The following is an 11,404-nucleotide window of genomic DNA, read 5'->3' as shown; positions in this document are numbered from 1 at the left end:
GCTCACGCTCCCGTGGCGACGAGGACGACGGCGACCGCGAGGACGACGGTGCCGGCGAGCAGCGCGCTCACATAGGTCTGGACGTTGCCGGTCTGGGCGCGCCGTACGGCGGTGCCGAGCCAGCGGGGCAGCGCGCCCGCACCGCGCACGTAGGTCTCGACGACCTCCCGGTCGAGGAACCGGACGAGGCTCGCTCCGGCCTGGACCGGGCGGACGAAGAGGGTCGTGTACACGGCGTCCAGGTGGAAGCCGGCGGCCGCGTGCCGGTGCAGGGGACCGAGCAGCAGCCGTCCCGGGTCGGCGGGGTCCGGCGCGTAGGCGATGTCGCCGTAGGCGGGCTCGTGGCTGGCGATGGCCTCGGCCTCGACTTGGGCGGCGTCGCCCTCGGGGTGGGCCGCGACCGCGCCGAGCGGAACGCGGGCGGTGAGCGCGGTGGTGTGCCGCCAGGCGGCGTAGGTGACGATGCCGCCGACCAGGGCCACGCCCGTGCCGAGCACGGAGGTGGTCAGGGTCGGGCTGAGGTCCCGGCCGTCGAACCAGTCGGGCAGCAGGCGGAACGTGAACCCGCCGAGGGCCAGGGACGGCACGGCCAGCACCCACAGCACGGCGGTCATCGTCAGCGGCTGCCTGCCGTGGTCGGGCGCTTCGGTGCCCCGGCCCCGGAAGGCCAGCAGCCACAGGCGCATCGCGTAGGCGGCGGTGAGCACGGCCGTGAGGAGGCCTGCGACGAGGACGATCCAGCCCGCCGCGGCGGGTGCGTGCTCGGTGTGTCCGGTGACCACGTGCTCGGCGACGCCGAGGACGGCCTCCTTGGAGAAGAAGCCGCTGAACGGCGGGATCGCGGCGAGCGCGAGCAGCGCCACGGTCATCGTCCAGTAGGCGTCGGGGACGCGGTCGCGCAGGTTCCGCATGCGGGACATGGCGGCGAGCGAGTTGGTGCCGGCGGCGTGGATGATCACGCCGGCGGCGAGGAACAGCAGCGCCTTGAAGGCGCCGTGGGACAGGAGGTGGAACACGGCGGCCCCGCGGTCGCCGACGGCGAGGGCGCCCGTCATGTAGCCGAGCTGGCCGATCGTCGAGTAGGCGAGGACGCGTTTGATGTCGTCCTGGGCGAGCGCGGCGAGCGCCGAGCCGGCCATCGTGACGGCGGCCATGACGGCAAGGACGACCATCGCGGACTGTGAGGCCTCGAAGACCGGGAGGAGACGGGCGATGAAGTAGACACCGGCGGCGACCATCGTCGCGGCGTGGATCAGCGCGGAGACGGGGGTCGGGCCCGCCATCGCGTCGGGGAGCCAGGTGTGCAGCGGGAACTGCGCCGACTTGCCCGCCACGCCCGCGAGGAGAAGCAGGGCGATCAGCGTCGGGTGGTCGAGGGAGCCGCTCGCGACGGTGCCGAGGATCCGCGTGATGCGGAACGAACCGGCGTCGGTGGCCAGGGCGAACAGGCCGATGAGGAAGGGGACGTCGCCGAGCTTGGTGACCAGGAAGGCCTTGAGGGAGGCGGCGCGGGCCTCCGGGGTCTCCCAGTAGTGGCCGACCAGGAAGTAGGAGCAGATGCCCATGACCTCCCAGCCGACCAGCAGCACGATCAGGTCGCCGGAGTAGACGACGAGGAACATCGCGGAGGTGAACAGCGAGACGAGAGCGGCGTAGGAGGGGTAGCGCCGGTCGTCGCGCAGGTAGCCCGTCGAATAGATCTGCACGCAGGAGGCGACCAGGCCGACCAGGACGGCGACGAGGGCGGCGAAGCCGTCGATGTGCAGGGCGAGCTCGATCGGGACCGAGCCGGTGGGGGTGAGTTCCGTGGCCGAGTCGACGGCCGCGTCGCCGCCCTGGCGTACGGCGACGAGCGCTGCGAGTGCGAGGGAGGTGAGCGTCGGCAGGACGGCGAGCGGGCGGACGAAGCCGGGGGCCGTGCGGCCCAGGAGCAGCCCAGCGACGGCGCCGAGGAACGGAAGGAGGGGGACGAGGACGGCGAGGGTGGTCGTGGTCACGCGGTGGCCTCAGCCTTCTGGGCCTCGTCGGACGGCTCGGCCGTGCGGGCGTCGTGGCCGGTGCCGTCGGGGTCGTGCCGTTCGGAGGTGTCCCGGAGCCTGTCGATGTCCGCGGTGCCGCGGTTGCGGTGGACGGCGAGGACGATCGCCAGGCCGATGCCGATCTCGGCGGCGGCGATGGCGATGGTGAACAGGGTCAGGGCCTGGCCGGAGTGCAGGGTCTCCTCGGCGGTCCTGCTGAGCCAGACGTCGAAGGCGACCAGGTTGAGGTTGACGGCGTTGAGCATCAGCTCGACCGACATCAGGACCAGGATCGCGTTGCGGCGGGCGAGGACGCCGTACAGGCCCGTGCAGAAGAGGAGGGCGGAGAGCACGGCGGGATAGGCGAGGTGCATCAGCGGGCCCCTTCCGTGTCGCGCCCGGTGTCCTGGCCGGCCGGGTCGGCGGCGTCGGCCTTCGCCTTGCGGGACAGGACGATCGCGCCGACCAGGGCGGCGAGGAGGAGGACGGAGAGGGCCTCGAAGGGGAGGACCCAGTTCTGGAAGAGGCTCGCGCCGGTGGCCTCGGTGGAGCCGGCGGCGGGGCCGTCCAGGTCGATCCAGGTCGTGCGGAACGCGTCCACGACGACCCAGACCAGTGCGGCTGCGGCGGCGACGGCCACGGTGAGGGCGGCCCAGCGGTTGCCCGAGTCGGCGTCCGGGGAGCGGCCGATGGGGGCCCTGGTGAGCATCAGTCCGAACAGGAGGAGGACGACGACGGAACCGACGTAGATGAGGACCTGCACCCAGGCGATGAACTCGGCGGTGAGCAGGAGGTACTCGACGGCGAGGCCGCCGAGGGTGACCACCAGCCACAGGGCGGCGTGCACCAGCTGCCGGGTGGTGACGGTGACGAGCGCGGCGCCGAAGGTGACCAGGCCGACGAGGAGGAAGGCGATCTCGACGCCGGTCGGGGAGAGGAAGCCGTGGGTTCCGGCGGCGGCACCGGTGGTCGGGCCCGTCGCGAGGAGAGCGGCGCTTGCGGCGAGGGTCATTCCGAGCCCTCCTGCCCCGGCTTCGGCTGGTCCGGCTTCGGCTGGTCCGTCTGCTGCTTGGAGTCGCCCTGGGGGCGGGTGGGCTGTTCGGCAGCGCGGGCCTGCTCGTCGGCGTGCGGTTCGGTGACCGGAGGGGCCTGCTGGGCCGCCAGCTTGTCGGCGGTCTTGCGGGCGGTGGCCAGTTCCTTCGGTTCCTCCGCGCCGGGGTCGAGGGCGGGCGGGGCCGGGACGGTCCACATCCACTCGCGGAGCTTGTCCCGCTCGTGCGTGAGCTCGCGGATGTCGGTCTCGGCGTACTCGAACTCGGGGGACCAGAACAGCGCGTCGAAAGGACAGACCTCGATGCAGATACCGCAGTACATGCACAGGGAGAAGTCGATGGCGAAGCGGTCGAGGACGTTGCGGCTGCGTTCGCGGCCACCCGGGGTCGCCGCCGGGACCGTCTCCTTGTGGGAGTCGATGTAGATGCACCAGTCGGGACACTCGCGGGCGCACAGCATGCAGACCGTGCAGTTCTCCTCGAACAGGCCGATCACACCCCGGGTGCGGGGCGGGAGGTCGGGCTGGGCGTCCGGGTACTGCGCGGTGACGGACTTCTTCGTCATCGTGCGCAGGGTGACGGCCAGGCCTTTGACGAGCCCAGAGCCGGGGATGCGGGGCCGGTTGGGCGGGAGCGACTCAGCCATGGTTACCGGATCACCACCTTGACGACGCCGGTGAGGGCGATCTGGGCGAGAGAGAGGGGGACGAGGAGGGTCCAGGAGAGCTTCTGGAGCTGGTCCTCGCGCAGACGGGGATAGGTGACGCGCAGCCAGATCACGAGGAAGGCGAGGACCGCGGTCTTCAACAGGGTCCAGACCCAGCCGAGGCCGTCGGCGCCCCAGGGGCCGTGCCAGCCGCCCAGGAAGAGGACGGTGGTCAGCCCGCACAGGACGACGATTCCGGCGTACTCGGCGAGGAGGAAGAGAGCGAAACGGAGGCCGGTGTACTCGGTGTAGGCACCGAAGATGATCTCCGAGTCGGCGACCGGCATGTCGAAGGGCGGGCGCTGGAGTTCGGCGAGGCCGGCCACGAAGAAGACGATCGCGCCGACGATCTGCCAGGGCAGCCACCACCACTCGAAGGCGTCGAGGATGCCGGGGAGGGAGACGGTCCCGGCCGCCATCGCCACGGAGGCCGCCGTCAGCAGCATCGGGAGTTCGTAGGCGAGGAGCTGGGCGGCGGTACGCAAGCCTCCGAGCAGGGAGAACTTGTTCGCCGACGCCCAGCCGGCCATGAGCGAGCCGAGGACGCCGACGCCCATGACGGCCAGGACGAAGAAGACACCCGCGTCGATGACCTGGCCGACGGCTCCCTCGCCGGGGCCGATGGGGATGGCGAGCAGGACGAGGAGGTAGGGCAGGAGGGCGACGGCGGGGGCCAGTTGGAAGATCCGGCGGTCGGCGCCCGCGGGGACGATGTCCTCCTTCTGCGCGAACTTCACGCCGTCGGCGATCAGCTGGGCCCAGCCGTGGAAGCCGCCGGCGTACATGGGGCCGAGGCGGCCCTGCATGTGAGCCATCACCTTGTGTTCGGTCTGGCCGATGACCAGGGGGAAGGTGAGGAAGACGACGAAGACGATCAGGAGTCGCAGGGCGACGTCGAGCACGTCGTTCACTGCGGGCCTCCTGCGGGGTCCTCGGGATTGTCGGGCTTGTTCGGGCTGCCGGCGGGCTTGACGTCGTCATCCGTGGGCTGCGGCTCCGTCACCGAGTCCTGTACATCCGCGGCGTCCGCGGCATCCGTGGCGTCCGCGGCATCCGCGGCATCCGCGGCATCCGCGGCGTGCGTGGCATCCGGGCTCTCGGGTCGGCTCGAGAACTCCGGTGTGTCCGGGCTCTCGGGTGTCTCCGAGGACTCCGGTGCCCCCGCGGGCTCGGAGGCCGGCGAGGTCGGCGACCCCTCCGACGGCCCCGGGGCCGGTGACTTCGTTGCCTCCGGTGCCGTTTCGGGGGCCGGTTCGTCGAAGGCCGGGCGGGCGTGGTGCCAGGGGGCATCGGAGGCCGGGGACGCGGAACCGGGCCTCGCGGACTCGGAACCGGGCCTCGCGGACTCGGGGCCGGTCGCGGGGGACGCGGAGCCGGGCTCCGGCGATGCCGGGCCACCGGGTTGCTGACTCGCCGACCCCTGCGACGCCGAGCGGTTGCGCCGCGGGCCCGCCGGAGCCGGAGCCGCCGACTCACCTGGCGTGGACTGGCTCACCGAACCCTCAGCGGCAGAACGCACCCGACGCGGACCGGCCGAAGCCCCCGCACCACCAGCCGAAGCCCCCGCGCTGCCGGTCGGCGTCTCCGCGCCGCCGGCCGGCGTCCCCTCACCAGCCGCCGACTGACTGGCGGAGCCCTCCGACACCGAGCGCGCGCGCCGTACCGGGCGTTCCCCTGCGGGGCGGGCTGCGCCTCGGGTGGGGCGGTCGCCTCCTGCGCGGCCCGCGCCTCGGGTGGGGGCGGGCGGGAGCTGGCCCTTGAGGGGGCCCCATTCGTTGGGGTCGGGGACGCCGGGCGGGAGCATCTGGCGGCGCTTTGGGCCGCCGTGTTCCGACTCGCCCGGTTCCTTCGCGCCGGGCCAGGCCTTGGCGACGCGGGCGGCCAGGACGAAGTCCTTGCGCAGGGGGTGGCCTTCGAAGTTCTCCGGCAGGAGCAGGTGGTCCAGCGCCGGGTGGCCTTCGAAGGTGATGCCGAACATTTCGTACGTCTCGCGCTCGTGCCAGGCGGCACCCGCGTAGACGCCGACGGCGCAGGGCAGGGCGGGAGCCTCGTGAGGGACCGTCGTACGCAGGAGGAGGCATCGCAGCGGGGACAGGGCCGCGACGTGGGCCATGACGTGGAAGCCCGTGCCCGGTTCGTCGACCGCGCTCAGCCAGTCGAAGTAGGTGCAGCCGAGCCGGTCGCGGGCGGTCTCCAGGGCGGTGATCCAGGCGGCCGGGGGTACCTCGACGGTCAGGACCTCGTAGGACTCCTCGGCCGTGGCGTCCGGGCCGAAGAGCTCCTCGGCGTCCGAGGGCAGCCAGCCGACGGCGGTCATCGTCCCTCCCCCGGCGTCGGGTCCGAGCCCGGGGCGGGGCCGGGAGCGGGCGCCGGCGGCTGCACCAGTCCGCTCTGCAGTGCCGACGCAGAAGGACGGCCGGCGCCGCTGCCGTACCGCTCCCCCAGCGACTCGCGGGCGATCTTCTCCTGGAGCTTGAGGATGCCCTGGAGCAGTGCCTCGGGGCGGGGCGGGCAACCCGGCACGTACACGTCCACCGGAATGATCTGGTCGACGCCCTTGGTGACGGAGTACGAGTCCCAGTAGGGGCCGCCGCAGTTGCTGCACGCGCCGAAGGAGATGACGTACTTCGGCTCCGGCATCTGTTCGTAGAGGCGCTTGACGGCCGGGGCCATCTTGTCCGTGACGGTGCCGGAGACCACCATCAGGTCGGCCTGGCGGGGGCCCGGGGCGAACGGGATGACGCCGAGGCGGATGAAGTCGTGGCGGGCCATCGACGCGGCGATGAACTCGATCGCGCAGCAGGCGAGGCCGAAGTTGAAGACCCAGAGCGAGTAGCGGCGGCCCCAGTTGAGGACGACCTTCATCGGCTCGGGCGCGAGGCGGGCCAGGGCGCCCAGCCGCTTGGGCTCGGGCAGCAGGACGGGCTCGGGCGCCGAGGGGTTCACGTCCATGTCAGGACGCCCTTCTTGTATGCGTAGAGCAGGCCGACGGCCAGGAAGCCGAGGAAGATGAACATCTCGACCAGGGTCGTCGCGCCGTAGCCGGGGGCGGCGAAGACGGTCGCCCAGGGGAACAGGAAGATCGAGTCGACGGCGAAGATCACGTAGAGGAAGGCGTACACGTAGTAGCGGACCTGGGTGTGGGCCCAGCCCTCGCCGACGGGGTCGACGCCGCACTCGTACGTCAGGAGCTTCTCCGGGGTGGGGACCACGGGCCGCAGCAGGCGGCCGGCCCCGAACGCGACGGCGACGAACAGTACGCCGACGACGGCGAGCAGGCCGACGACCGAATAGGACTGGAAGTAGTCCGCCGCGACGACGGTCGTGGTGACGACGGTCGGTTCCGGCACGTCCGTCCCTCGCTCCCTCAGAATTCGGACCTGGATCCTTGCGACGATGCTGCGGGCCCACTCGGACGCCGCCGTTCGACGATCTGTACGCACGGGAGTCTAGGCCCTGATAAAGGCAGGGTAAGCAGCCCGTCACGGGCCCGGCACGCGAGGGTGGGGTTTTCCTCAGTTGATCCTGGCGGCCCACCTCATGGCGCCGCCGCCCGCCGCCGGGCACGCTAACGCATATGACCCAACGCATCCCGTCCCCGGGCACGACGGCGGCCCGGGGGGCCGCCCGGCCGGACGACCGTCCGCCGCCCGCCCGGCTCGCCTATGACCGGCACACCTGGAAAGAGATCGCGCACCTGCTGGCCAACCTGCCGGTCGCGCTGCTCGGCTTCACCTATGTCGTGACGATGATGTCCATCGGTTTCGGGCTGACCGTCACGGTCGTCGGGTTCCCGCTGCTCGCGGCCGGACTCGTGGGTGCGCGGCAGTTGGGCAGGATGGAGCGGGCGCGGGCCAGGGCGCTGCTCGGGGTGCGGATCGAGGAGCCGAGCCGGCTGCGGCTGCGCGGCGGGGGCGGCTTCTTCCAGCGGTTGTGGATGCAGCTGAAGGACCCGGTGGGCTGGCGCACGGTGCTGTACGAGTTCATCCGGCTGCCGTGGGGCGTGCTCACCTTCACCGTCACGCTGGTCTCGCTGTTCGTGCTGTGGCCGGTGCTGCCGTTCATCGCGCGGGGGCTGACCAACGCCGACCGGGCCATGGTGCGGGCGCTGTTGTCGCCCTCCGACGAGCTGGAGCGGCGGATCGCCGAGCTGGAGTCGGACCGGGGGGTCGTGGTCGACACGGCCGCGGCCGACCTGCGGCGCATCGAGCGGGATCTGCACGACGGGGCGCAGGCCCGGCTGGTGGCGCTGGCCATGGGGCTGGGCCTGGCCAAGGAGAAGGTGCTGGAGGATCCGGACGCGGCGGCGGCGATGGTCGAGGAGGCGCACGGCGAGGTGAAGCTGGCGCTCCAGGAGCTGCGGGATCTGGCACGCGGCATCCATCCGGCGGTCCTGACCGACCGTGGCCTGGACGCGGCCCTGTCCTCGGTCGCCTCGCGCTGCACGGTCCCGGTGAAGGTGACGGTCGATCTGCCGGAGCGGCCGGCCGCGGCCATCGAGGGCATCGCCTACTTCACCGTCTCGGAGCTGCTGCAGAACGTCAGCAAGCACAGCGGGGCGAAGTCGGCCTCGGTGGACGTGTGGCGGACGAAGACCCGGCTGCTCATCCAGGTGTGGGACGACGGGGGCGGGGGCGCGAGCCTCGACGGCGGTACGGGGATGAAGGGCCTGGCGGAGCGGCTGGACGCCGTCGACGGGCTGTTCGTGCTGGAGTCACCCGTGGGCGGCCCGACGACGGTCACGGCGGAACTGCCGTGGCGTGACCGGTCCGGGGCGCGGGGGTTCGGACCTGCTGCCACTTGACCGTGCACGAGTGCGCTTTCGTGAGGGTGAGTGAGCTTCGGTGCCTGGCCGTCGGGGTGTGTGGACGGACTTCCGGTCGACTTGAACAGTAGTTCGCCCGTCGAATGCATGACCTTTGCGCGGGGAGCTCGTCGGGCGGGGCGAAAGGGTCTTCGATGCCGGTGGTGGGGTGGCAGGGGTGGGCGGGTCGCGTGAGGTGGCGGCGCCGTTCGTGGTGCCCGGCCCTGCGGCGGTCGCGATCCGGGACCGCCTCAAGGGCCTGACCACCGGCGACGAGAAGGTGCTGCGCCTGAGGAACGGTAGGGAAAACCCCCCGTCCAAGACACCGACGGACTCCATGGTCCGCCGACCTGCGGCGGAGCAGGGTGGAGGTACGAGAGCACAGCCGCGGGACGAGGAGAAGGACGGCGCCGATGGCCACGGAGTACGGACAGGGGTACGGGCTCGACAGCGGGCCCGGGCTCCCGGGGAGCACCGAACGGCGGTACCGGCTGCCCGCCGCGCTGCGGGCGCCGGTCGAGCTGCGCACCTGGCTGGAGCTCACCCACGTGCTGCTCAGCCTGCCGATGAGCATCCTGCTGTTCACCTACGCGGTCACGATGGTGTCGCTGGGGGCGGGGCTGCTGGTCACGTTCCTCGGCATACCGGTGCTGGCGGCGGGGCTCGCCGGGTGCCGCGGTTTCGGGGCGCTGGAGCGGATGCGGGCGCGCGGGCTGCTGGGCCTGGAGGTGGCCGAGCCGGAGCCGCTGCGAATGACGAAGCCGGGCGCGATGGCGTGGATGGGGGCCGTCCTCAGGAGCGGTGCCTCGTGGCGGGCCGTGCTGTACGCGGTGCTGCACCTGCCCTGGGCGGTGTTCTCGTTCGTCGTCGCGGTGAACGTGTGGGTGCTGGGCTGGGCGCTGCTGACGTACCCGCTGTGGTTCTGGGTGTTCCCGGTGTACGCCGGTCAGGAGGGGCTCCAGCTGTACGGCGACGAGACGCACCGGATCTACCTCGACAACCCCTTCGAGATCACGGTGACCGCGCTGGTGGGGCTGCTGTTCACGATCGCCTCGCCGTGGATCGTGCGGGCGCTGACGATGGTGGACCGGCTGCTGGTGCACGGGCTGCTCGGGCCGTCGCGGCTGGCGTCGCGGGTGGTGGAGCTGGAGTCGGACCGGGGGGTCGTGGTGGACACGGCCGCGGCCGACCTGCGGCGCATCGAGCGGGACCTGCACGACGGGGCGCAGGCCCGGCTGGTGGCGCTGGCGATGGACCTGGGGCTGGCGAAGGAGAAGCTGCAGGAGGATCCGCAGGCGGCCGCGCGGATGGTGGACGAGGCGCACGGCGAGGTGAAGACGGCGCTGCAGGAGCTGCGCGACCTGGCCCGGGGGATCCATCCGGCGGTGCTGACGGACCGCGGGCTGGACGCGGCGCTGTCGGCGGTGGCGTCGCGGTGCACGGTGCCGGTGCGGGTCGAGGTCGACCTGGCGGAGCGGCCGGCGCCGGCCATCGAGGGGATCGCGTACTTCACGGTGTCGGAGCTGCTGCAGAACGTCAGCAAGCACGCGCGGGCCACCTGGGCGGGCGTCGAGGTGTGGCGGACGGAGAACCGGCTGATGCTGCAGGTCGTGGACAACGGTGTGGGCGGGGCCGACGTCTCCGAGGGGTCGGGTCTCGCGGGGCTGGCGGACCGGCTCGACGCGGTGGACGGGATCCTGGTGGTGGACTCGCCGGCGGGCGGGCCGACCCGGGTGACCGCGGAGTTGCCGTGGCGGGGGGAGCACGTGCGGTGACGTCCGCGGGGCCCGGCTCCTGCGAGCCGTGAAAGGGCCGGGGGCCGTCGCCCCTGGCCCCCCATCTTTCCCTCACCACCCGATCGGCCAGCCAAGAAGCCGCTCCCGGCCCCATTCACCCCCCGGCCCTGAAATGCTGGACCCGTCGCACGGGTGGGCGCGGAGCCGATGTGGGCTGCGGACGGGCGGCATCGGGCTCTGGGGGGCCGGACATCGTGGAGGACAGGGTGCGGGTGGTCATCGCCGAGGATTCAGTGCTGCTCAGGGAGGGCCTGACCCGGCTGCTGACAGACCGCGGGCACGACGTCGTCGCCGGTGTCGGTGACGGTGAGGCGCTGATCAAGACGATCACGGAGCTGGACGCGCAGGGCGAGCTGCCGGACGTGGTCGTGGCGGACGTGCGGATGCCGCCGACGCACACCGACGAGGGAGTGCGGGCGGCGGTGCAGCTGCGCAAGGCGCACCCGGGGCTCGGGGTGCTGGTGCTGTCGCAGTACGTGGAGGAGCGCTACGCCACGGAGCTGCTCGCCGGTTCCAGCCGGGGTGTGGGCTACCTGCTGAAGGACCGGGTGGCCGAGGTGCGGGAGTTCGTGGACGCGGTGGTGCGGGTGGCGGAGGGCGGTACGGCGCTCGACCCGGAGGTGGTCGCGCAGCTGCTGGGCCGCAGCCGTAAGCAGGACGTGCTGGCGGGGCTCACCCCGCGGGAGCGTGAGGTGCTGGGTCTGATGGCCGAGGGGCGGACGAACTCGGCGATCGCGCGGCAGCTCGTGGTCAGCGACGGGGCGGTCGAGAAGCACGTCAGCAACATCTTCCTGAAGCTGGGGCTGTCCCCGAGCGAGGGGGACCATCGCAGGGTGCTGGCCGTGCTCACACATCTCAAGTCGTGATGTTTCACCCGCTGACGCGGGAGACCAGGACATAGCCGGACGCATGATCATCCCAAAGTCGTGTCCAAGATGCGAATGACACGAAGAAGGCGACCCCTGCGGTCGTAGGGTTGATCCTGGGAGGGCCTGCGGGAAGGCCTGTCCCGGACAGCGTCCTCGAGG

At 72.1% G+C, this 11,404-nt stretch carries 11 protein-coding genes; 3 read left to right on the top strand and 8 right to left on the bottom strand.

Translation table 11 applies throughout. From position 1 onward, the window contains the following. Positions 1 to 2: 2 nt before the first annotated feature. The 8 genes from A4E84_RS23985 to A4E84_RS23950 are packed head-to-tail and all read right to left on the bottom strand — an operon-like array spanning position 3 to position 7,126. Complete coding sequence (locus tag A4E84_RS23985; RefSeq protein ID WP_062928558.1) at positions 3 to 1,997, bottom strand: NADH-quinone oxidoreductase subunit 5 family protein; 1,995 nt, start codon at positions 1,995 to 1,997, stop codon at positions 3 to 5. After that, positions 1,994 to 2,392, bottom strand: a complete 399-nt coding sequence (nuoK, locus tag A4E84_RS23980) for an NADH-quinone oxidoreductase subunit NuoK (protein WP_033309011.1) — start codon at positions 2,390 to 2,392, stop codon at positions 1,994 to 1,996. The genes A4E84_RS23985 and nuoK overlap by 4 nt, the downstream gene beginning before the upstream one ends. Beyond that, positions 2,392 to 3,030, bottom strand: coding sequence for an NADH-quinone oxidoreductase subunit J family protein (locus A4E84_RS23975; protein ID WP_062928557.1), 639 nt, complete (start codon positions 3,028 to 3,030; stop codon positions 2,392 to 2,394). Before A4E84_RS23975 ends, nuoK begins: the two co-directional genes overlap by 1 nt. Then, positions 3,027 to 3,716, bottom strand: a complete 690-nt coding sequence (locus A4E84_RS23970; RefSeq protein ID WP_062928556.1) for a 4Fe-4S binding protein — start codon at positions 3,714 to 3,716, stop codon at positions 3,027 to 3,029. Before A4E84_RS23970 ends, A4E84_RS23975 begins: the two co-directional genes overlap by 4 nt. Positions 3,717 to 3,718: 2 nt before the next feature. Further along, positions 3,719 to 4,687 carry a complex I subunit 1/NuoH family protein gene (locus A4E84_RS23965; protein WP_062928555.1) on the bottom strand — a complete coding sequence of 323 codons (969 nt, stop codon included), beginning with the start codon at positions 4,685 to 4,687 and terminating at the stop codon, positions 3,719 to 3,721. Then, positions 4,684 to 6,093, bottom strand: coding sequence for an NADH-quinone oxidoreductase subunit C (locus A4E84_RS23960; RefSeq protein ID WP_062928554.1), 1,410 nt, complete (start codon positions 6,091 to 6,093; stop codon positions 4,684 to 4,686). The genes A4E84_RS23965 and A4E84_RS23960 overlap by 4 nt, the downstream gene beginning before the upstream one ends. Then, positions 6,090 to 6,728 carry an NADH-quinone oxidoreductase subunit B gene (locus tag A4E84_RS23955; RefSeq protein ID WP_062928553.1) on the bottom strand — a complete coding sequence of 213 codons (639 nt, stop codon included), beginning with the start codon at positions 6,726 to 6,728 and terminating at the stop codon, positions 6,090 to 6,092. The genes A4E84_RS23960 and A4E84_RS23955 overlap by 4 nt, the downstream gene beginning before the upstream one ends. Continuing rightward, a complete protein-coding gene (locus A4E84_RS23950; RefSeq protein ID WP_031116983.1) occupies positions 6,719 to 7,126 on the bottom strand; it encodes an NADH-quinone oxidoreductase subunit A in 408 nt (135 codons plus the stop codon). Before A4E84_RS23950 ends, A4E84_RS23955 begins: the two co-directional genes overlap by 10 nt. A 227-nt stretch (positions 7,127 to 7,353) precedes the next feature. On the opposite strand from A4E84_RS23950, the gene A4E84_RS23945 reads away from it, so the two are divergent. The 3 genes from A4E84_RS23945 to A4E84_RS23935 all read left to right on the top strand — a co-directional run bounded on the left by A4E84_RS23945 (position 7,354) and on the right by A4E84_RS23935 (position 11,242). Continuing rightward, the gene (locus A4E84_RS23945) at positions 7,354 to 8,580 is read left to right on the top strand and encodes a sensor histidine kinase (protein WP_062928552.1); all 1,227 of its coding nucleotides are present in this window, start codon (positions 7,354 to 7,356) and stop codon (positions 8,578 to 8,580) included. A gap of 413 nt (positions 8,581 to 8,993) precedes the next feature. Then, positions 8,994 to 10,355, top strand: coding sequence for a sensor histidine kinase (locus tag A4E84_RS23940; RefSeq protein ID WP_062928551.1), 1,362 nt, complete (start codon positions 8,994 to 8,996; stop codon positions 10,353 to 10,355). Positions 10,356 to 10,582: 227 nt separating this feature from the next. Next, on the top strand, positions 10,583 to 11,242 hold the full coding sequence (locus A4E84_RS23935) for a response regulator transcription factor (protein WP_335340854.1): 660 nt from the start codon (positions 10,583 to 10,585) through the stop codon (positions 11,240 to 11,242). Positions 11,243 to 11,404 lie beyond the last annotated feature (162 nt).

The sequence above is a fragment of the Streptomyces qaidamensis genome (assembly GCF_001611795.1).
GTDB classification, from domain to species: Bacteria; Actinomycetota; Actinomycetes; order Streptomycetales; family Streptomycetaceae; genus Streptomyces; species Streptomyces qaidamensis.
Note: the sequence above shows the minus strand (reverse complement) of the source record. Positions and strands in the feature narration are given on the sequence as shown.